This window comes from Achromobacter sp. Bel (genome assembly GCF_012928505.1).
Classification (GTDB): domain Bacteria; phylum Pseudomonadota; class Gammaproteobacteria; order Burkholderiales; family Burkholderiaceae_B; genus Achromobacter.
The window spans coordinates 36,846-58,441 of record NZ_JABBJN010000016.1 but is presented as its reverse complement, the minus strand read 5'-3'; the positions used below and the strand labels follow the sequence as shown (position 1 = coordinate 58,441).

Sequence of the window (21,596 nt, the reverse complement as noted above, 5' to 3'; positions counted from 1 at the left end):
TGCGGTTCAATCCAGGGAAAGGTTGGCTTGCTTGACGACGTCGGCGAAGCGGGCCCAGTCCTGCTCCTGGGCTTGGGTGACCGTTGCGGCATCGCCGGCCCAGGGTTCAAAGCCGAACGTACGGAAACGCTCGCGCACGGCGGGGGCTGCCAAGGCGGTGGCGATGTCGCTGTTCAGGCGCCGGACCACGTCGGCCGATGTGCCTTTGGGCGCAAAGGCGGCCACCCAGGTCTTGAGTTCGAAATCACTGGGGCCGCCGGCTTCCGACACCGTCGGCACGTCGGAATACAGCGCCAGGCGGGCGGGCGCCGCAAGCGCCAGCAGCCTGACCCGCTTGGCCTGGTACAGGTTCTGCACCGTCGCGGCCGTGCCGAAGGCCCAGTCCACCTCGCCATTGGCCACGGCCGTGTACAGCTGCGGCAGCTCTTTGAAGGGCACGTGCGTCATGGTCGTGCCGGTCTTGCGTTCGAACTGGGTCGACCCCAGGTGGGCCACGCTGCCCATTCCCCAGCTTCCGTACGTCAGCAATCCCGGTTTCCGCCGCGCGGCATCGATCAGGTCGGACACGCTGCGCCATGGCGAATTGGCCGAAACGACGATGAAGAAGTTGGTGGTGTAAATAGGGGCGACGGGGGTGAAGTCACGCACGGGGTCGAAGGGCAGCTTGCTATACAGATGTGGCTGCAGCGTCATGTGGGTGTTGTCCACCACCGCCAGGGAATAGCCGTCCGGCGCGGATCGCTTGATTTCGCCGATGGCCAGCCAGCCGTTGGCGCCGGGCTTGTTTTCGACGATGAAGGCCTGCTTCCATGTGGCCGTCAATTGCTCGCCGATGATGCGGGTGACTGCATCCGGGCCGCTGCCAACAGAATAGGGCAGCACGGCGCGCACGCTGTGGCTGGGATAGCCGGACGGTTGCGCCTGGCTGGGCGGCGCAAGGGAAGCGCCCGCCAGGACGGTCAGGGCGATGGACGCCAGAATCAGGGTTTTTGTCATGTCTCCTCCATACTCCATGGATGGTTTATCGGATGGTCTGGCCATCCTTGTTGTCGGCCGTCAGGCCGGCCCGGGCTTCATAGGCCGCGGTAAACGCCGGGTCGCGCTGGCGCAAATCTTCATGGCTGACCTGGCCGGTGCGCCGCATGTAGTCGTAGGCGAAAGACACCGGATTCAAGTGCATCTTGTCGGCGACGTTCTCGTACCAGTCCAGGCTGCGAGCCGCGGCCGCCTGGAAGTTGGACGAAGCCGGCCGACGCAGGGACTCGAAGACCGCGAAGGCGGCTTGCGTTTCGGTCGGGTGTTGTTTCAGTCCTTCATGCAAGGCAATCGCGTCCTGCATCGCCATACGGGTGCCGGAGCCCAGGGAGAAATGCACGGTGCGCAAGGCATCACCCAGCAACAGGATGTTGCGGTGCGACCAGTTGTCGTTGCGCACGATGTTCGCCTCGAACCAGAGGGAACGATTGCCCAGCAGTTCATGGGCGCCCAGGTCGGCCCGGAACACGTCGGCGCAATAGCGGCGGCTTTCTTCCTCGCTGGCGCAGTCCAGGCCCGCGCGGCGCCAGGTGTCGGGATCGACCTCGACCAGGAACGTGCTCAGTTCGGGGCTGTATTGGTAGCTGTGGGCGATGAATATTCCGTGTCCGGTCTGACGGAAGATCAGCGATACGGGGTGGAAGCGCTGGCGCGTGCCATACCAGGCGAACTTGTTGCGCCGACGTTCGAAACTGGGCCGGAAATGATCGGCGAACTGCTTGCGCACGGCGCTGTTGGAGCCATCGGCGGCGACCAGCATGTCGACCTCATCGGCCAGCTGCGAAACGTCTTCGACGCGATGGTCATAGGTAATGCGTACCCCGGCCTTCAGGCAGGCCTGCTCCAGCACCTTCAGCATGTCCAGCCGCGAGGTGCGCGAGAAATGGTTGCCCTGCACCTGGATGCGTTCGCCCCTGTGCACGATCTCCATGTAGTTGCAGTGTTCGTGGTGCGCGACGAAGGCATGGAAGAACTCCGGGTCCGCCTCGCGCAGGAAGGCCAGGCCGATATCCGAAAACACCACGCCCCAGCCGTAGGTGGCGCCCTGTGGATTCTGCTCATAGACCTGTATGTCATGGCTGGGATCGTGCTTTTTGGCAAGCAGGGAGAAATACAAGCCGGCGGGGCCGGCCCCGATGACGGCGATCTTCATGGTTCAGGACTCCTGGAGGGCGCCGCCTGTGCGCAGGCGGTCTGATAGGCGAGCAAGGCATCGCGCATCGCTGGGGGGATGGGGATGGCCCGGCGTTCGCCGCGAGCCACGCAAACGGGCGTCAGCCGTGCATCGAAGGCAGGCAGGCCCCGCACGCTGGCCGCGATATGCAGGGTGTAGGAACGTTCGCCGATGCGTTCGACGTGAACCGCCATGTCGAACTCTTCGTCAGGCCATAGCGAGGCCTGAAAATCGAAGGCCAGCGCGCGCGTCGGGGTGCCGAAACCGTGCTCGTCTTTGAGGCGTTGCGGCGTGCCGCCGAGCAGCCGTCCATAGAAGAGTTCCGCGGCCGAGATCACGTACTCGCTGAAGGTAACGGTGTAGACCACGCCTGCGGGGTCGCAATCGCCCCATTTGACCCGTCGCCGGACGACGAAGGGCGTTACGCCGATCACATATTCGGTGCTCGTCATGGCTGGCTTCCTGCCGCGCGGGCGGCTTCCTGGTTGAGGATTTCGCCGATCATCCTGCGCAGCGCCGTCTTGTCGAGCTTGCCGACCTTGGTAACGGGGTACGCCTCGATGACCTCGACGCGTTCGGGGCATTTGTATTTCGCCAGGCCCTGCGAAACCAGGAAGGACAACAGTTCCTGCACGGATGGGGCGGTATGGCCCGGGCGCGGGATGATGAAGATGCAGCCTTTTTCGCCATAGAAGGGGTCGGGCATGGCGACCAACCGAGCCTCGGACACTGCCGGATGCGCACTGACCAAGGCCTCGACTTCCTCGCAGCCGATCTTCTCTCCGCCACGGTTGATGTTGTCGCGCAAGCGACCTTCGAAGGTGTAGTGGACTTCGCCGTCGTGGACGTGCTGGGTCATCATGTCGCCAGTGCGGTAGAAGCCGTCCGAGGTATAGGCTTCGGCATTGGCTTCTGGCGCGTCGAAAAAGCCGGGCACCGTGGAAGGGCCCCGAAAACAGAGTTCGCCCATCTGGCCGGGGGGAGCGAGCGCTTCGCTACCTGGCACCAGCAGCCGGATCTCGTCTTCGGCGCTGCCCGAGCGGCCCTGGGTCTTGTGGCGCACATGGGCGGGCGCGCTGGCGGGGGAACCCAGCAGCAAGCCTTCCGTGATGCCGAACAGGTTGGAACAGGGGACGCCAAGGTGGGCTTCCAGGCGGTCCGCGGCGCTCATGGTGGTGAACAGCCGCAAAGAAGACAGGTCGTGCCGCGCAAGGTCGGCATAGGCCATGAGCTGAGGAGCAATGGGGCCGATCGAAATAGCGCGGGTGACGCGATGGGTTTCGATGAGCTCCAGCATGCGCGGCACGTCCATCCGGGACATGAACACCGCCGACAGGCCCAGCAGGACCAGCGGCATCAGCACGTAGACCTGGGCGGCGTTGTGCAGCAGGGGCAGGGCCCAGATGATCCGGTCGTCCTCGCGCAGTTCGTAGCGCTGGGCACATGCCAGCGCGTGCGCCAGGTACTCGGCATGGAAGCGCGGGATGATCTTCGGCACCCCGGTTGTCCCGCCTGATAGCTGGAAGCCCAGCACATCTTCGCAACCGGGTTCCTGCTCGGCCAGCATGTCACGAGCGCGCGCCAGCGGCATGCCGTCTATCAGCGCCTGCAGGCAGGCGCCTTCGGACGCCTGTCCGCGCGCGACGATCAGGTGCTCCAGCCCGGGATGGGCCTGCATCATCCGGGATGCGAACCCGGGCAAGTCGAAGGTGCTGAAATCGGCCTGGACAAAGTAGGCGCGCGCGCCCGACTGCCGGATCAATTGGCCGATCTCGAGTTCGCGATGCTGCGGCAGCGAACACACGGGTACGATGCCTGCCTTGTAGCAGGCCAGCAGCGCAAGCGCAGTCTCCAGGGTGGTGCCCATTTGGAAAATGGCGCGGTCGCCCGGACGCAGGCCGGCTTCCAGCAATGCCGCCCCGAGCCTTTCGGTGCGGGCGTCCAGCTCGGCGAAGCCCAGGCTTCCCTCTTCGGTGATGATGGCCGGACGGTCGCCGCAGCGTCGCGCGGTTTCACGCAAGGCTTGGCCCACCGTCAGCGGGCGCCAGGCGCCGCTGGCGAAATAGGCGCGGGCCCGTTCCTCGGGGTGATATATGACACCCTCGATGGGGTAGCGAATGTTCCGCATGTCTGTCTCCTCCTTGTGGGGTTCACGCGGCCATGGGCTCGATTCTTACGTGATCGCGGTCCAGGACGGCGATGGTGCCGCTTACGCCGCCGGTGAACAGCCCATACCAGACGGCAGGCTTCAGGCCCAGTGTCTTACGGCGGAATTCCAAGGGGGCGTCGCCCTGGATGCAATCGAAATACTCGCCCTGCACCACGGCGCAATCGTCGCGCTGTTTGGCGTCGCGCACGAGCGGAGCGAACTCTTCCACGCGTGGCACGAAAATGCGCACGCCCGGGCGCTTGCCATCGTGGTTCGATTGCAAGGCTTCGACCAGTGCCGCCTTGCGCGCCCATATGCCGTCGATATGGCTGATGCGTCTGCCCGCGGCCAGCGCTTCATCCTCGGCCTGGATCGCGGCTTGCAGGGTCAGGTCCGCATCCAGGGCATCAATCTTGCCCAGCGGCCGCAGTTTGCGCGTGAATTCGATGAAATAGCCGTTGGGGTCCCGCACGTAAATGGACTCGATCACCTCGTGGCGGGTCTCGACGGAGACCTCCAGGCCGGCGTCTTCCAGTTTTTTCTTCCAAGCCTTGAGCTCATCTTCGCCTTGCACCAACCAGGCCGTGTGCGTGGCGTCGCCGATATGGTCGTCGGGGAGGGGGCGCATACGGCTGCGGCCCTGCATGGACTCGGGTTCCTCGGAACCCAGGTAATAGAAGAAGGCGATCGTGCTGCCTTGGCCGCTATCGAAGAAAAAGTGCAGAAAGTCGGGATGTGTCCGGGGGCCCCAGCCGCGCGCGGAAATGACGTGGACAAGGGGCAGTCCAAGTACATTCCGGTAAAAGTCTACGGTGGCGCGCAGGCGCCAGGTGGGCCTGGCGGTGTGGTCCACACCGTGCAGTCTCAGCGGGCCGGGCATTGTTTGGCAGGAAGTCATGCGGCTACTCCGTCAGTCGGTGATTACAGGAAACGTGCTTGCAGCCAGGCGGCGAGTTCGCGGCCGGCGCGATAGCGCCCCGGCTCTTCACCGTCCTGCAACGCGCGGCCGTGGTGATCGCCGCGGATGCGCAGATGCTGCTTGTCGCGCGCGGCGATGGCGTCGTTGATGGCCCGCACGTCGGCCGGGAAACAGGCTTGGTCGCCGGTGTATTCGATAAGTAGGGTGGGCTGGACGATGGCCGGCGCGGTACGAGAAAGGGCGGCGTTGGAAGACAGGCCCGACCAGGTCGACAGCCAGCTTTCAGGCGTGCAAAAGCGTGCGAAACCTACTGCCCCATAGTTGGAGGCATAAGGATCTTTGCCCCAAAGCGATCCCGGGTGGCGGTCGGAAGGGTCCATCGTTAAGTCCAGGCAACGCAGGTCCGCGTCGGTGCGCCAGACGGTAAGGACAGGCGTATGGGCCGCCTGACGACGGCGGCCGGCGGACGTGTCCGCACCGGTTTTCACCTGCTCGCGCGCCTGCTGGCGCGCGGCGATCATCCCCCGCGCCAACGCGTCCAGTCGCGCGACGCGCGCCTGCTGGGCCGCCCGGTAGCGGGCGACGAAATCCGGCGCGTAGCATGCCTGCCCCTTCGGCCGGTAGCCATTGCGGGGATCCAGCGGGTCCAGGTCCGGCGTCACCGACAGCGCGTCGTTCTCCTCGGCGACTGACGGGTCGATGCAGTTCATGAGCAGCGCGCCCTGGCCGGGATGCGGGCCGACCAGCACCATTCCCTGTACCCCCGGCATGTCCAATTCGTCCAGTCCGGTTCGTTTGCCCCCCGGCGTGCGTGTGAAACGCTGCGCGCCAGGCAACCCCGATTGCTGCGCGTAGAGGGAATAAAGGCCGGCGCCGCCCGAATTTCCCAGCAGCACGATATGGGTGTACCCCTGTTCGCGCAGGAAGCGCATGCCCGCGGCGACGTCATGCAGCGCGATTTCGTGTTCCAGGCGCAGGTCGTTGCCAACGGATCGCGCGCCTTGCGACCACGCTGCGCATCCTGCCGCGACGATGTCGGGAATCAGGTAGTGACAAGCCATGAATTCGCGCGGATGCATCACGCACACCACTACGTCGGGCCGTTTGCCAGCGGGCAGGTAGAGGGAACCAGAGGTCGCGGCGCCGTCGGCGGTGCGCAGCACGACATTGCGAGTCGAGGCGCCGGCCGGCAGGTCCCGGGGGTTCCAGTCGGTGTTCAGAAAGCCCGCATTGACCGGGCCTGTAGAGGTTTCGATTGCCACGTCTGTCTCCATCCAAGCTGTAATGCAGCCTGTTTTGTCGCATTAGACAAATATTTGACGTGAGTGTCAATTGAAGTAAATAATTTGACGCGAACGTCAATTTGAGGAAAATAATGGTTGATCCGGCGGGCAGCAGAGAGAAGCAGGGCCGTGTCCGCGAGTAACACTGAAGGGACATCGCAACCGTGAATGACGTATCGACCAAGGCAACCCTGAAAGGCGAGGCGCTGCGCAGCGCCATCCTCGACGTGGCGGCCAAGCTGTTCATTGAAAGAGGAACCGCTGGCACCAGCATGCAGGACATCGCCGAGGCGCTGGGGCTCAGCCGCACCGCCGTCTACTATTACTTCAAGAGCAAGGAGGCCATTCAGCGCTCTCTGACCGAAGAAGTGCTTAGCACGGCGCGCAGGCTCGCTGGCGAGACCGTCGCGCGCGATGACATCGACCCTGTAACAGCTTTGCGCGCCCTGGTCTCGCAGCACGCTGAACTGATCTTATCGAGGCCCGCAGAGTTTCGCGTGGCCGACCGCACGGAAGCCGACATGACCCCGAAGCAGCGGGCCTCGGTGCAGAGCGCGCGCCGGAACGTGCTGGAGAATTTCAGCGGCGTGATCGAGCGGGGCGTGCGCGAAGGACAGTTCCGGATAGTCGACGCGCGCGTCGCCGCGTTCAGCCTGATCGGCATGTGTAACTGGTCGGCGTGGTGGTACAAGTCCAGCGGGCGGCTGAGCTGCGCGGAAGTCGCCGACATCATGGCGGAGATGGCTGTCCATGCGTTATTGCGCGACGAGGCGCGGCGCCCGAGGGCGCCGGCAGACGTGCGCGAGTCGTTGCGTCTGGTGCGCGAAGACTTGGACTATCTGGAGAAGGTGGTCCTTTCGGATCGCTGATCGGTACGAGCGGAAGATCGCTGTCTGCAAGGTGACGGCGGCGCCGCTGGTGACTTTACTCCTTGTATCTCCCGTGACTCAATAGCGCCAGCGCACGGTCAAGGAACCAGAGTGCTCGCGATTGCCGCCGCCATATTGCCCGCTGTAGAGAACGCCCACCGTGGCGTTGGCGGACATGGCCACTTCGGCGCGCAACTCGGCCAGCGCCGCGTTGCGCGCGATGGGCGTGCCGGACACGGTGAAGGCCTGACCGCCGTCGAACGCCAGGGTGGATTTCGGCGCCACGTCGCCGAAGGCATGGCGCCAACCCAGCGTGCCCTGCAAGCGGCCTTCGGCGCGGCCCAGCATGAAGGCCGTCTGCGCGCGCAGGCCCAGCGTGGAACTGGTCTGCTTGTCGCTGCTGCTTTGGCCGTGCAGCGCGGCTGATCCACCAGATTCCGAGAAGCTGCGCGTGCGCAGATTGCTCCATGCAATGCCGGCGAACGGTTCGATGCTGGCGCGTTCGGACAGCGGCATCGCGTAACCCAGTTCGGTGAAGAGCTGTGTCGTGCTGGCGCCGTAATCCGCGGTCAGTTTTTGCTCGATGCCGGACACGGTGGCGCGGCGTTCGGTGCTGACGTCGTGCCAGGTGTAGGCCGCGCCCGCCAGCAGGTTGAGGTTGCCCGCGCCGGCCGCGAAGGATTTGCCGCCGTACACGCTGGCGCTGTAGCCGGACACGTCGGATTGCGATGCGCGGCCGTCGACGCGGATCTTGCTGTCGGTGTAGCCCAGCGCGCCTCCCAGGCGCCAGCCGTTGCCCACGGCATGGTCGGCGCCCGCAAAGACGCCGCCCGTATGCTGCCGGACCTGCGCCGTGTTGGCATCACCTTGCAGCGTTTGCCAGTTGCCCACCACTTCGGCCCAGGCTGGCTGCGCGTTGGACGAGGGCAGGGCGGATGCGGGGAATGTGCCACCGGCCTGCGCCGTGGGCGCGCCCGCACGCATGCCGGCGTTCAGATTGGCGCGCAGGTGCGACAGCGGCAGCGCGCGCGTGGCGGCGCTGGTCCCCATCAGGCTGGACGCCACGCTGGCGTGCGCCTCGCCGGAGAGGCTGTTGAAGACCGCGGGCGGTGCGCCTTCGGGCAGGGTCAGGACATACTCATGCAGCGGGTTGCCGGCGGGCAGGCTGTCGAGCGCATTGGCCACGGCGCGTTGATTGCTGCTTTGGGCCGCATCCGCGAAGGCGATCGGGCGTGGCGGCGTGGCGGGGTCGACGGGATTGCCCGGGACCTGCTTGCGCTCCAGTTGCAGCGTGACGTCTTGCGCGGCGTATTGCAGCGTGGGATTCAGGTAGGCGTAGCTGGACGACACGCTGTCGAACTGGCCGTTGATGGCGCCCGCCATCAGGATCGTATATTGCCGCGTGCTGTCGAAGCCGCCCTCGGGGCCGATATGAACGACGGAGCCGGCCAGGTTGGCGGCGCCTGTGACAGCCACGCGCGCGCTGGCCGACGACGCGGGGTCCGCCGCCACCCGGTACGTGGCGCCCGGCAGCAAGGTCAGGTCGCCCGCCACCGTTAGAACGCCACCCAGGTTGCCCGGCGCCAGGATGGCGCCGCTGCGCAAGGAGGTGGACCCGACCTGGCCCGCGCCCTGCAGTTGGGCGCCGCTCGACACCGCCAGGGTGCCCCCCAGCGTGGCGGCCGACGCGATGTCCAGCGTGCCTGCCTCGACCAGCATGTTGCCGGTGAACGCGCTGCCGTTGCCGAAGACGCGCAAGGTGCCCGCGCCCGACTTGGTCAGCTCGCCGGCGCCCGTGATGGCTCCGCCCAGGCCCAAGGTGCTGCCCGCGCTCACCGCGAGGCCGCTGGCGGCAGAGATCTTGACGGCGCGCGCGGTATCGAAACTGGCCGTCGTGGCTAGCACGCCGCCGCTCAGCAGCAGGCCGCCCGAGGCGTCGCCCAGGTTAGCGTCCCGCGAGACGGACAGCGTGCCCTGGCGGATGTCGGTGCCGCCGGTGTAGGAGTTGTCGCCCGCCAGGACGAGCGTGCCGAAATCGGTCTTGGCCAGCGTGCTGGCGCCCGTGAGCGATGACGCGACGGTGCCGGTCATGCCTGCATCGGCGAGCGATCCCGTCCCCACCCGGACAATGCTGACGCCGCCCGCGCCTTGCAGGGCGATCGCGTCGCCCTGGATGCGATAGCCATCTGCAGCGATCTGCATGCCGGTCACGCCGATGGCGCCCGCCGCGTCATCGACCGTGACGGTGCCCGCTTGCCCCTGGAACACGGCATAGGTCGGGTTCGGCTTGAACACACCATTGAGGGCGCCGTCCACGCTGGTCCAGTTGAGGTTGTCGGCGCGCCATGTGCCCGCGCCGCCATCGACGGCGCCGTTGTCATGGCGAGCGACGTTGCCGCCATCCCAGAAGCCCAGGGCGGCACCGGCGGTCGAGGCCAGATTGACCTGGCCGGCAACGGCCGTCTGCACGGTCAATGCATTGAGCTCCACGCCCGCAGGCGTGCTGCCGATGGCCAGATTGTTGCCGGTCAAGTTGCCGGCATAGTCGAACAGGCGGTAGACGCCCGCGCCAAAGCCGCCTTGGTCCGCCACGTTGAGGGTGCCGGCCAGGTTGAGATCGCCGCCCACGTTGAAGAGGCCGCTATTGGGCGCGCTACCCAGTGCGACATTGACCTGGCTGGCGCCGGTTAGCGACAAGTTGCCTGCAATGGTCAGCATCTGCCCTTGCACGCCTTGCAGCACGCCGCCGGTCAGCGCGGCGTTGCCTGTGATGGTGCCCGTGCCCGCGATGGCGCCTGTGCCGCTGGCGGCCACATTGCCACGCAGGAGGCCATCGACTTGTAGGCGTCCGCCCGTGACGCTGGCCGAGCCGCCCAGCGTGTCGGCCACGCGCAGCGTGCCCGCCTGCACCTGGGTCTGGCCGGCGAATGCCTGGCTGTCGCCCAGCAATTGCAGTTGCCCCGCGCCGCTCTTTACGAGGCTGCCGGTGCCCGTCAGTTGACCGGCGTAAGATGCGCCGGCGGCGTCTTCGAAATGCAGCGTGCCGGCCGCGCCGATCGTCGTGTCGCCGGTATAACGGCCGGCGCTGCTTGCCAGCGTGCCCGCGTCGATCTGCCAGCCCAGGCCGCTGGTGCCGGTCAGGCTCAGTACGCCGGCGCCCTGTTTGATCAGCGTGCCGCTGCCGCTGATGTTGCCGCCGAAGGCGGCGTCGGTCGCCTGGTCGAATACGACCGCGCCATTGTTCAGCAGATTTCCCCGAATGGCGCCTGCGTTGCCCGCCAGCGTACCGGCCTCTACGCGCGTGTTGCGGTAGGTGTTGGTGCCGGTCAGCGTCAGCGTGCCAGCGCCTTGTTTTTGCAGGTCGGCCGTGCCGCTGATGGTGCCTTGCAGGCCCAGCGTCGTGCCCGCGTCGACATCGATGACGCCGTCCTGCAGCAGTGACACCGCGCGCGCGCTATCGAAGCTGGCGGTCGTGGCCAGCGTCCCGCCGTTGAGCGTGATGCCGCCTGCCGTCGCGCCCAGGTTGGCGTCGGCGGACACGGACAGCCTGCCCTGGCGGACTTCGGTGCCGCCGGTATAAGTGTTGTTGCCCGCCAGCACTAGCGTGCCGAAGTCCGACTTCACCAGCTTGCCGGCGCCGCTTAGGCTGGAGGCGATGGCGCCACTCATGCCGGCGCTCGCGGCCACGCCAGTGCCCACGCGGATGATGCTCTCGCCGCCCGCGCCCTGCAGTGCGATCGAGTCGCCCTGGATGCGATAGCCATCCGTGGCGATCTGCATGCCCGTCACGCCGATGGCGCCCGCAGTGTCGTCCACCGACACCGTGCCCCCAGCGCCCTGAAACACCGCGAAGGTCGGGTTGGGCTGGAACCGGCCGTTGATCGCGCCATCTCCATCCGTCCAGTTCAAGCCATCGGCGCGCCATGCGCCCGTGCCGCCATCGATCAGGCCGTTGTCGCGCTGCGCCGCGTTGGCGCCGTCCCAGAAACGCAGCGTCGCGCCGGCGGTCGACAGCAGGTTGACCTGCCCGCCCACGGCGGTCTGAAGGCGCAGGTCGCTCGCGTCGATGCCGCTGGGCGTGGCGCCGACGCTCATGGTGTTGGCGGTCAGCGTGCCGCCATAGTCGAACAGCCGGTACACGCCCGCCCCGAAGCCGCCCTGGTCGGCGACGTTCAGCGTGCCGTTCAGGCCAAGGTCTCCCGCCACCTGAACGAGCGCGCCCGTCGAGGCCGCGCCCAGGCTGACGTTGACGCGGCTGGCGCTGTCCATCAGAAGGTTGCCGCCGATTGTCAGCGTCTGGCCTTGCGTGGCTTGCAGCACGCCGCTGGTCAGCGTCACGTTTTGGTTGATGCGGCCCGAGCCGCCCAGTGTGCTGTCGTCCTGCACCGCGACGCTGCCGCCGATCGTGCCATTCGCGATCAGGGTGCCGCCCATCAGCACCCGGGTCAGGCCGGTGTAGGAGTTGATGCCCGACAGGGTCAGCGCGCCGGGCCCGGCCTTGTCCAGGCCGCCTGTGCCCGAGATCGTGCCCGCGAAGTTGCCCGTTTGCAGGGTCAGCGTATTGGCGCCCAGGGCGACCGTGCCCAAGCCCGAGAGCGATCCCAGGCCTCGATTTCCCCCGGCGGACAGGTCGAGCGTCCCGCCCGCGTTCACCGTGACGCCGGCCGTCGGGGCCAGACTGCCCCCCGCGCCTAGCGCCAGGGTGCCGCCGCTGATCGCCACGCTGCCGCCGAAGGTGTTGGCGCCCGACAGCGTCTGCGTGCCCGCGCCCGCTTTGATCAGCGAACCCGCCCCGGATATGATCCCCGAGAAGCTGTTGCTGGCATTGCTGTCCAAGGTCAGTGTGCTGGCGCCAAGCCGAACGGCGCCATTGCCCTGCAATGCGCCCAGCGTCTGGTTGCCTGCCGCGGACAGGTCCAGCGTGGCGGCCGAGGACACATCGACCGCCTGAGCGCTCAAGCTGCCCGCAGCGCCCACGGCAAGCGTGCCCGCATCGATGTAGACCGAGGTCCCGATCGCGTTCATGCCGGTCAGGGTCACCGTGCCGGCCCCCAACTTACCCAAGCGGCCATTGCCGGAGATGTCGCCGGAATAGGCGCCGTTGGTGTCTTGCCTGAACAACAGGTAGCCATCGTTGCGGATGTCGCCCCGAACGCTCTGCGTGCTGGTATCCAACGCCGAGGCATTCTGAATAATGGTCAACCCGGTGTAGGTGTTGGAACCATTCAAGACGACCACGGCCGGCCCCGCCACGGTCAACCCGCCAGTGCCAGAAATCGTGCCGTCCAGCAACATGTCATTGTTGCCCGCCAGGGTCAGGCCACCGGCGCCAAGCACGATATCGTTGTTCAGGAGCAGGCCGCCGGCTGGCCCCGTGATGCTGCCGCCATTTGCCGTGATCCGCGCATTGCCCAGCACGCTGTTGTTGGCGATGTTCGCCACGCCGCTGTTCAAGGTGACGGCGCTGTCCGCCAGCGTGGACCCGGTCAGGTTCCAGGTGCCGCTGTTCACCACCAGATTGTCGAAGTTGATGTATTGGTCGCCGGAAATCGCTGTCTCGGTGCCCGCCGCGCCGCTGCCCGTGCCGGCCGACGGCAGCACCGTTTGCAGCACCAGCGTGTTGTTTGCACCGGCGCCGCCATCGACGGTGCCGGGCGGCGCGAAGTTCAGCCCCGGCACCGAGCTCACGGGCAGGTCGGCAATCGCGCTGCCCGATCCGCGCAACACCGTCGAACCAGAGACCGCAGTGAAGGTATTGTTGCCGCCCTGGCCGAGCGAGACTCCCCCGAGGATCGCGCCAGCATTGGCGAAGCTGTGGCCCAGGGTGGGCGTGCCCACCTGTTCCAGTGCGATGCGTCCGACAATGGTTCCGGAGCTCTGGTTCTCGAATATCACCTGGCCCCCGCCATAGGCGGCGATCACCGGCATGTCCGCGCCCGCGATCGCCAATCCGGAGCGGGGAGTGCTGCGGATCAAGCCTGCGTTGCTCAGGTGGGTCGTGCCGCCCGTGCCGTTGTGTACGGCAATGGCCATGCTGCCCAGGTCCGGCAGGCCAGGTTCTCCGCCCGCGACCCCGCCGATCGTGCCCGTTGCGGTGTTGAAGATGCTGAGGGTGTTGACGGAGCCGTTGCCCATCGCCACACCCCCCGCCACGACCGATGAGGGACCGAGGAGGGTCGGGTCGATCCGGCCCGAGTTGGTCAGCGTGACGGTGCTGCCGGTCAGGCTCATCGCCGTCCCGCCTGCGCCCAGCACAACGCCTACTGTCGCGTCCTGCTCCACCGTGACGGTGCCGTCGATACCCATCGCGTAGCTGGGCAACAGCGGATTGGCGGCGCCGGTGCACACGGCGTTGTTGCCGACCAGCGAACAGGTGGCCTGAACCGCGGCGCTTACGCTGGATAGTCCCATGGCCAGCGCCAGGCTCAACGCATAGCGCGGCGCGCGCGCGCTGACGCGTCCGCCCGACGACGAGCGTCCACCGCGCGCTTGCGCCGCCAATTCCGATGCCGCTTGCCAGACGCGCAGCTTACGATTCCATACCAGCCGGTAAGTGTGATTCAAAACGGGGCTCTCCAGGGGGCGATGACGGCATTCCTGGGTGCACGGGCAGTCTGTCGGCGGCGCGCGCGGGCTTCGAAGCGCGCCAGCACGGAGGGGCGCGCTCACGCTTCTGGAATGACGGGTGATGTGTTGGGGATGAGTCTGCATCAATTAGTAACTTGTTTACAACGGTGCTAATTGAGAGAAAACCGGGGAATTTGCCGCCTATTCCGGCGATTGGTCGGCGACCCCTGGGGCGAAAGCGATCAAAGCGCTGCCCGCGCGGTGCCGCGTGCCCGCCTGCGCGGGGTCACCCGACTGTTTGCCGCATGACGCCAGGCCGTCTTGCCGCGGCGATAATGGCGCTTTTCCGGCCGCCGCATGAGCGCCGTGGAGCTGCATAAGTGGGCAAGCACAACGATCCGGCCGTTCCCCCGCTGACGCTGTCGACGGCGTTGAACACCGCGCATGCGCATTGGAACGCGGGCCAGGCGCCGCAAGCCGAACACCTTTGCCTGCGGGTCCTTCAAGCGGCGCCCGACCAGCCCGATGCACGGCATCTGCTGGGGGTGATCGCGCATGCCTATGGGTTGGCCGACCTGGCTATTACGCACCTGCGGGTGGCCTGCCGGCCCGCGTCCACGCCGGCCATCTATTGCAGCAACCTGGCCGAAATGTGCCGTCAGCGAGGGCTGCTCGACGAAGCGGAAAGCGCCGCGCGCCGCGCCGTGGCGGTGGACCCGGATCTGGCCGAAGGGTGGAACAACCTGGGCATCATCCTGCAAGAACGGGGCCAACTGGCCGCCAGCCTGGAATGCCTGCAACGCGTGGCGGCGCTGTTGCCGGCCAGCGCCGAAGCCCACAACAATCTGGGCAACACCTGCAAGCTCCTGGGCAACAACGCGCAGGCGGTGCAGCACTACCAGCATGCCCTGGCGTTGAACCCGCGCTTTGTATTGGCGCTGTGCAACCTGTCGGCGGTCTTGCGCGATGAAGGCCGCCATGAGGCGGCGCTGGCGGCCATCCGGCGCGCTATCGACATCGACCCGCTGACGCCCCAAGCCCACCAGATCCTTGCCAGCCTCGACGCCACGCGCGCCGCCAGCCCGCGACCGGCGGCGATGGCTCCCTTTCAGGCCGTGCACGCGCAGGCGCAGGCCTTGTTGCTGGCGGGGCGCCACGCGGACGTCGACGCATTACTGCAAAAGACGCTGGCGGATGGCGACGGGCCGATTGCGCTGTGGCGGCAATGGGGCTCGGCCCTGCGCGCGCTGGGCAGGGACGGCGAGGCGCGGGTCATCCTGGAAAGGGTGGTGGCAGCCACTCCTGGCGATGCGGGTGCCCGTTTCGATCTGGCCGAAGTGCTGTTGCTGCAAGGTGAATTCGAGGCGGGCTGGCGCGAATACCGCTTCCGCTATCAGATGCCGCATACCGTGTTGCGGGGCCGCCCCATACAGCAGCCCCGTTGGGAAGGGCAGGCCATCCCGGGCCAGACCTTGCTGATTCACGACGAACAGGGCTTTGGCGATACGTTCCAATTCCTGCGGCTGGTGGCCTTGGCACGCGCCCGCAGCAGCGCCCGGGTCATCCTGGAAGTCAACGCGGCCTGCCATGCGCTGGCCGCGCGCAGCGGCGGTTTCGATCAGATCATTCCCGCAGGCACTGTGCCGCCCGCGTTCGATTACCACTGTGAATTGATGAGCCTGCCGTTGGCCTTGGGCCTTCGCCTGGACGATCTGCCCGTCAACACTGCGTATCTGCGCCCCGACCCGCAACGGGTGGCGCACTGGCGGGCGCGCCTGGCGGCGCTGCCCCGGCCCTGGGTCGGGCTGGTGTGGGCCGGCCGGCCCAGCCATTCCAATGATGCACAGCGCTCGATGGCGCTGGCCGACCTGGCGCCGCTGGCGCGAGCGGGTGTCAGCTTCATCGGCCTGCAAATGGGCTCGGCAGCCGCTGAAGCGGCCACGTCGCCAGCGGGCATGTCGCTGTTGCCGCTACACGAAGAAATCCGTGACTTCGACGATACTGCGGCAATCATTACGCTGCTGGATGTCTTGGTGACCGTGGACTCTTCTCCGGCGCATCTGGCTGGTGCGCTCGGCTGCCCCGTATGGCTGCTGCTTCCCTTCGTGCCAGACTGGCGCTGGCTGCGCGGCCGGGCCGACTCGCCTTGGTATCCAACTATGCGCCTATTTCGCCAGCCAGCGCCGCATGCCTGGGGGCCGGTATTGAGTCAGGTGGCAGCGTCGTTAGATGAACTGCGCACCGCGTACCGCAGATGATGGGCTTCGCGCATTTTTCTTCTGTAGATACGCTCCACGCGCATGTCCTGGGTATATAGGAAGACCTCCCACATGAGGCGTCTCGGGCACAACCCGAACCGGTCATCCGTGCAGAGGTAGGCTCGGCGCATCGAGGCAGCGATATAGGGATGCTAGAAGGGATGCTAGATGTAGAATGATATAGATTCCCATTCAACTTTTAGTCACCCGCTGCGCCGCACATGCTCCCGCGTTCCACGCTTTCATCGGACCCGCACCTTCTGGTCCGCATCTATACCGAAGACAGGCCTTGGCTGCTGGGCCGCCTCTACACGCGGCTGCGCAACATCGAAGATGCGGAGGACGTCGCGGGCGACACGTTCGTCCAGTTGATCCAGAACCCGATGCTTGCCTCCGCACGCGAGCCCCGCGCGCTCATTATCACGATCGCAAAGCGGCTGATCTGGAAACTGTGGCGCCGCCGGGAACTGGAAACTGCCTGGTTCGAAAGCCTGCTGGACAAGGGCGAGCAGTTTTCCCCGTCCCCGCAGGAGCAGCTCATCATTCTGCAGACGCTGCATCAGGTGGACCAGATGCTCGATGGCCTGTCCGCCAAGGCGCGCGCGGCCTTCCTGTACAGCCAGCTCGACGGCCTGACGCACAAGGAGATCGCCGTCGCGTTGGGCGTATCGGTGAGCAGGGTGCGGCAGTACATCGCGCAGGCGCTGCAGCGCTGCTATGCGCTGGCGGAGGCGCCATGAGCCGCGAGCTGGCAACGAACGACGCTGGCGACCGCGCGATCGGCTTCTGGCTGAAACTGACGTCCGGCGAGGCGACGGACGCCGATCGCAACGCATGCGCGGCGTGGCGCGCGGCCGATCCTGCCCACGAACTCGCCTGGGCACGGCTGCAGCAAGGGCTGAGCAAGTCGGTGGGACGGCTGGAAACCGTATTGAAGAATGAGCATCACGCCTTGCGGCGCACGCTGGTGCGACCCACGCGCCGCCGCATGCTGCTCAATGCCGCCGGCCTGGTGGGCGCGGCGGCGACTGGGGCCTGGGTGGCGAACCGGGTCTCTCCACTGAGCAATCTGGCGGCCGATCTGGGCACCGCCACCGGAGAGCGCCGGGAGTTCACGCTCCCGGACGGTAGTCTGTTGATGCTGGACGCGCGTAGCCGGGTAGACCTGGAGTTCACGGCACAGCGGCGCAGTGTGCGTCTCCTGGAAGGTGCCCTGGTCGTACAGCCGCGCGCGGGCCACCCCGCATTGTTCGACGTGCATACCCCGCACGGGCAGGTCCGCAGCACGGGGGCCGGCTGCATGGTCCGGCTGGAGCCGCAAGCCAGCCTGGCGGTGGCGTTGCAAAACAGTATCGAGGTCCTCCCGCGCGAGGCCGAGCGGCTGACGCTGGCCTTTGGGGAAGGGGCGCGCTTTGGCGATGTCTGGGTGGACCGGCCGCAACCGATGGAAGACGCGGCCTCGTGGCGCGAGGGGTGGCTCAAGGCCCGTGACCAGCCGCTGGGCGAGATTGCCGCCGCGCTGGGCCGCTACCGGACGGGTCTTCTGCGCGTGAGTCCCCGGGCCTCCGTCCTTGCTGTGTCCGGCCTATACCCGCTGGACGATACCGACCGCGCGCTCAGCGCGCTGGAACATACCTTGCCGATCACCGTCAGCCGCTACACCCGTTGGCTGACCTTGATCGACGTACGGCCGGCCTGACCGGGCGTTTCAACTTTTTTTCGCATGGGGACTGTCACTTTTCCGATCTCGCGGCACATGTCTACATATCGCTGTGCGCAACGTATCGGAGATCTTCATGCGCGTATTTCCTGTTTCCCATGTTCTATGCGCCGCCCTGGTCCTGGCGGCATCCAGCCTCGCCCTGCCGGCGTATGCCCAGCCGATCGCGCCCATCGTGTTCGATCTGCCCGCCGCCAGTCTGGACGCCACCTTGACCGAGATCGCCCGGCTGGGCAAGACCGTGGTGTCCTACGATCCGCAGCTCGTGCGCGGCCTGGATGCCCCCGCTGTGCGGGGCGCCTACACCACGGACGCGGCGCTGCGAGCAGCCTTGGCGGGCAGCGGGCTCGAATCCACGCGGGCCGCGGACGGCACGTTGACCCTGCGGCGTGCGCCGGGCTCCCCGACCACCACGCTCGCGCCGGTCACGGTATCCGGCATGCTGCCTCCCGTGGACACCGGCGGCACCTACGTCGTACCGGTGACGAACAGCGCCACGCGCCTGAACCTGTCGCCGCGCGAAACGCCGCAATCGGTGACGGTGGTCACGCGCCAACGGATGGACGACCAGTCCATGCGGAACCTGGACGACGTGCTGCATGCGACCACCGGCATTTCGGTGGTGCAGAGCGGTTCGGAGCGCTCGGTGTACCAGGCGCGTGGCCAGCAGATCGACAACCTGCAGATCGACGGCGTGCCGGTCAACATCACCAACCCGTATTCGTTCGACGCCATCAATAAGCCCACCACCGAGATCTATGACCGGGTCGAGGTGGTGCGCGGCGCCACGGGCCTCCTGGAAGGGGCGGGCAATCCCGCAGCCGCCATCAACCTGGTGCGCAAGCGGCCCGGCTTCGAAACGACGGGGAGCATGACGCTGTCGGCGGGTTCGTGGGACGACTACCGCACCATGCTCGACGTGTCCTCGCCCTTGAACGACGCCAAGACACTGCGCGGACGCGCCGTGACGGCCTACACCAACTCGGGCGACTTCCAGCAACAGGCGGGCAAGGAGAACTCGCTTTTCTACGGCATCCTGGAGGCCGACATCACGCCCGCCACCACGGTGACGGCGGGCCTGACCTACCAGAAGGATCGCAACCAGGGCTATGACTGGTCCGGATTGCCTACGCGGGCCGACGGTTCGTTCTACCCGATGTCGCGCAAGACGGCCCTGGTCGGCGACTGGAACTACGTGAACAAGCGCAACACAAACCTGTTCGCCGACCTCAAGCACGAATTCGACAACGGCTGGAAGTTCACCCTGGCCGGAAACTGGCTGTCCGCCAAGTCGGACTTCCTGGGCAATTACACGCAGCGCACCACTGGCGACCTTTTCACGCTGAACCCGCGCCTTTTCCATTTCGACGATACGCAGTGGGGCGTGGATGCTTACGCGTCTGGCCCGTTCCAATGGCTGGGTCGCCAGCATGAGCTGGTGGTGGGCGCCTCCACGCGCAAGGACGATTTTGACTATCACGGCGGGCGCGACGCCAGCTATCACTATCTGGTCGACATGAACGACCTGGGCGCCTTCGATCCGCCCGCACCGACCGGGCTGGACGTGGACATGTGGCAGTACAACATCACGCAGAAGCAGCAGGGTATCTACACAGCCGGCCGCTTCAGCCTGACCGACAGCACGACCGTCCTCCTGGGCGCGCGCATGAGCTGGTTCGAATTGGATCGCTTTGCGCAGACCACCGTGCGCACGGAGAGTCGCTATGAGCAGCGCGGCAAAGTCACGCCGTATGCCGGCGTGGTGCAGGACCTGAATGAAAACCTGTCGGCCTACGCCAGCTATACCGAAATCTTCAAACCGCAGGAGAACATCGGCGTCGATGGCGGCGTGCTGCCGCCGATGACGGGGCAGAATTACGAGATCGGCCTGAAGGGCGAGTTCATGGACCGCCGGGTGAACGCGGCGCTGGCCCTGTTCCAGACGGACCAGAAGGGCCGGGCCGACCGCATCTACGACATCGACCTGTGCCCGCCGGGCGTCCTTTCTTGCTTCCGCGCCGCTGAGAAGGTGCGAAGCCGCGGCGTGGACTTTGAGATCAACGGCGCCATCACGCCGGCCTGGAACGTCAGCCTGGGCTACACGTACACCCAATCGAAGTACGCGCAGGGTCCGCAGTCCGGCCAGACGTTTGCGAGCACTTTTCCGCGCCACATGCTGAAGGTGAGCACCGACTACCGCCTGCCGGACCAAGGGAACAAGTTGCGCGTGGGCGGATCGGTCTATGCGCAGAGCGGCATCTTCAACGCCAGCGCGCCGGGCGAAAGCGCGTACAGGATCTCGCAGGGCGCCTACACGCTGGTCGGCCTGCACGCGGTCTACGACGTCAACAAGAACCTGGCGGTGCAGTTCAATGTGGACAATCTCTTCGACCGGCATTACTACCAGTCGGTGGGCAACACCAACTACTTCAATTACTTCGGCCAGCCGCGCACGTTCCGGCTGGCGCTGCGCGCGACGTTCTAGCGGTCCCGGAACGGGGTTGCGGACCCACTCCCGGCACTTCGAATGTTCTGACAGGGACTCATTGGCATCGATGGCACAAGCAGCGCGGGAGGCTACGCTCGCGAGCTCCCTCCTTCAGGCCACGCCAGTCGATGCGGCAGCTCCCCATGCAATGGGTATCCTTACCTGCGTTGCTTCCGGCGGGCGGCTCACTGCATCCAGGCGCGCAATCTGTTCAGCGGAGAGAGCCACCGTCAGCGCACCCAAGTTGTCCTGCAACTGCTCGTGCGAGCGTGGGCCGACGATCGGAATGGAGCCGTGCGTGCCGGCCCACGCAATGGCGACCTGGCTCGGCGTGACGCCCAGGTCGTTGGCAATGGCGATGACGGTGTCGAGCACCTCAGTGCGCTGAGGTGTGTTTTCAGGTTGGAACACCTTGCCTGCGAAGCCCTCGGCACGACCCTTTACGCCCTGGCGATATTTACCCGTCAATACGCCGCCACCCAGCGGCGACCACGTCACGACGCCAAGACCTAAAGCGTTTGAAGCAGGGAAGAGGTCGGCCTCGGCTTCCCGGCGCACCAGACTGTGTTCAAACTGCGCCGCGGCAATGGGAACCGTGCGGTTAAGTTCGGCCAACGTCACGGCACGGGCCAGGCGCCAGGCAGGAAAATTCGACAGGCCGGCGTACAGGATCTTGCCCGCCCGCGCCAGGTCCTCGAAGCCGCGCACGATCTCTTCGGTGGGCGTCACGTGATCCGGCCAGTGGGCCCAGTAGATGTCGATGCGATCTGTCTTCAACCGCTTCAGGCTTGCCTCAAGCGACGCGACAATCGCTTTGCGGCTGTTGCCCGTGACCAGGCGATTCGCGTTCGGCGCCGCACCGCGGGTGAACTTGGTCGTCAACACAAAATCCTCGCGCCGCCCTTGAAGCAGATCTCCAAGCAACGCCTCGGACTGCCCGAACTGGTAGACATCCGCCGTGTCGATGAAGTTGCCCCCGGCATCACTGTAGCTATTGAAGATGGCTTTGGCGGCATCCGGATCAGCGCCATGCCCCCAGCCTGTGCCGAAGTTTCCTGTGCCCAATGCGACTTGCGAAACCTGAAGGCCTGTCTTGCCAAATGCTGTGTATTTCATGTTTTGTTCCGACAGAAA

Annotated in this window: 13 protein-coding genes; 5 read left to right on the top strand and 8 right to left on the bottom strand. The window is 66.2% G+C overall.

The features are described from left to right. Positions 1-6: 6 nt before the first annotated feature. From HG262_RS12410 to HG262_RS12385, 6 genes are read right to left on the bottom strand one after another with little or no spacing between them, the layout of a single operon-like run. Positions 7-996 (bottom strand): tripartite tricarboxylate transporter substrate binding protein, encoded by a 990-nt coding sequence (locus tag HG262_RS12410; protein WP_169271317.1) that lies wholly within the window; start codon positions 994-996, stop codon positions 7-9. A 25-nt stretch (positions 997-1,021) separates the two neighbouring features. Next, a complete protein-coding gene (locus HG262_RS12405) occupies positions 1,022-2,188 on the bottom strand; it encodes an FAD-dependent monooxygenase (RefSeq protein WP_169271316.1) in 1,167 nt (388 codons plus the stop codon). Then, positions 2,185-2,661, bottom strand: coding sequence for a thioesterase family protein (locus tag HG262_RS12400; protein ID WP_169271315.1), 477 nt, complete (start codon positions 2,659-2,661; stop codon positions 2,185-2,187). The genes HG262_RS12405 and HG262_RS12400 overlap by 4 nt, the downstream gene beginning before the upstream one ends. Then, complete coding sequence (locus HG262_RS12395) at positions 2,658-4,337, bottom strand: AMP-binding protein (RefSeq protein WP_169271314.1); 1,680 nt, start codon at positions 4,335-4,337, stop codon at positions 2,658-2,660. The genes HG262_RS12400 and HG262_RS12395 overlap by 4 nt, the downstream gene beginning before the upstream one ends. A gap of 22 nt (positions 4,338-4,359) precedes the next feature. Continuing rightward, positions 4,360-5,256, bottom strand: coding sequence for a VOC family protein (locus HG262_RS12390; protein WP_169271313.1), 897 nt, complete (start codon positions 5,254-5,256; stop codon positions 4,360-4,362). Between the two features lie 23 nt (positions 5,257-5,279). Then, on the bottom strand, positions 5,280-6,539 hold the full coding sequence (locus HG262_RS12385; protein WP_348984383.1) for an alpha/beta hydrolase: 1,260 nt from the start codon (positions 6,537-6,539) through the stop codon (positions 5,280-5,282). Between the two features lie 185 nt (positions 6,540-6,724). On the opposite strand from HG262_RS12385, the gene HG262_RS12380 reads away from it, so the two are divergent. Further along, positions 6,725-7,429, top strand: coding sequence for a TetR family transcriptional regulator (locus tag HG262_RS12380; RefSeq protein WP_169271311.1), 705 nt, complete (start codon positions 6,725-6,727; stop codon positions 7,427-7,429). Between the two features lie 78 nt (positions 7,430-7,507). On the opposite strand, the gene HG262_RS12375 is transcribed toward HG262_RS12380, so the two are convergent. Next, positions 7,508-13,993, bottom strand: coding sequence for an autotransporter domain-containing protein (locus HG262_RS12375; protein WP_169271310.1), 6,486 nt, complete (start codon positions 13,991-13,993; stop codon positions 7,508-7,510). Between the two features lie 383 nt (positions 13,994-14,376). Between HG262_RS12375 and HG262_RS12370 the strand changes: the two genes are divergently transcribed. The 4 genes from HG262_RS12370 (at position 14,377) to HG262_RS12355 (ending at position 20,459) form a co-directional block, all read left to right on the top strand. Beyond that, complete coding sequence (locus HG262_RS12370) at positions 14,377-16,254, top strand: tetratricopeptide repeat protein (RefSeq protein WP_169271309.1); 1,878 nt, start codon at positions 14,377-14,379, stop codon at positions 16,252-16,254. A 221-nt stretch (positions 16,255-16,475) separates the two neighbouring features. Next, the gene (locus tag HG262_RS12365; RefSeq protein WP_169271308.1) at positions 16,476-16,994 is read left to right on the top strand and encodes a sigma-70 family RNA polymerase sigma factor; all 519 of its coding nucleotides are present in this window, start codon (positions 16,476-16,478) and stop codon (positions 16,992-16,994) included. Further along, positions 16,991-17,953, top strand: coding sequence for a FecR domain-containing protein (locus HG262_RS12360; RefSeq protein WP_169271307.1), 963 nt, complete (start codon positions 16,991-16,993; stop codon positions 17,951-17,953). The genes HG262_RS12365 and HG262_RS12360 overlap by 4 nt, the downstream gene beginning before the upstream one ends. A gap of 97 nt (positions 17,954-18,050) precedes the next feature. Beyond that, positions 18,051-20,459 carry a TonB-dependent siderophore receptor gene (locus HG262_RS12355; protein ID WP_169271306.1) on the top strand — a complete coding sequence of 803 codons (2,409 nt, stop codon included), beginning with the start codon at positions 18,051-18,053 and terminating at the stop codon, positions 20,457-20,459. 114 nt (positions 20,460-20,573) lie between these two features. On the opposite strand, the gene HG262_RS12350 is transcribed toward HG262_RS12355, so the two are convergent. Continuing rightward, on the bottom strand, positions 20,574-21,578 hold the full coding sequence (locus HG262_RS12350; RefSeq protein WP_169271305.1) for an aldo/keto reductase: 1,005 nt from the start codon (positions 21,576-21,578) through the stop codon (positions 20,574-20,576). Positions 21,579-21,596: the final 18 nt, after the last annotated feature.

Coding starts and splice junctions, on each gene's coding strand:
- HG262_RS12410 (WP_169271317.1), bottom strand. CDS start 996: ATGACAAAAACCCTGATTCTGGCGTCCATCGCCCTGACCGTCCTGGCG.
- HG262_RS12405 (WP_169271316.1), bottom strand. CDS start 2,188: ATGAAGATCGCCGTCATCGGGGCCGGCCCCGCCGGCTTGTATTTCTCC.
- HG262_RS12400 (WP_169271315.1), bottom strand. CDS start 2,661: ATGACGAGCACCGAATATGTGATCGGCGTAACGCCCTTCGTCGTCCGG.
- HG262_RS12395 (WP_169271314.1), bottom strand. CDS start 4,337: ATGCGGAACATTCGCTACCCCATCGAGGGTGTCATATATCACCCCGAG.
- HG262_RS12390 (WP_169271313.1), bottom strand. CDS start 5,256: ATGACTTCCTGCCAAACAATGCCCGGCCCGCTGAGACTGCACGGTGTG.
- HG262_RS12365 (WP_169271308.1), top strand. CDS start 16,476: ATGCTCCCGCGTTCCACGCTTTCATCGGACCCGCACCTTCTGGTCCGC.
- HG262_RS12360 (WP_169271307.1), top strand. CDS start 16,991: ATGAGCCGCGAGCTGGCAACGAACGACGCTGGCGACCGCGCGATCGGC.
- HG262_RS12355 (WP_169271306.1), top strand. CDS start 18,051: ATGCGCGTATTTCCTGTTTCCCATGTTCTATGCGCCGCCCTGGTCCTG.
- HG262_RS12350 (WP_169271305.1), bottom strand. CDS start 21,578: ATGAAATACACAGCATTTGGCAAGACAGGCCTTCAGGTTTCGCAAGTC.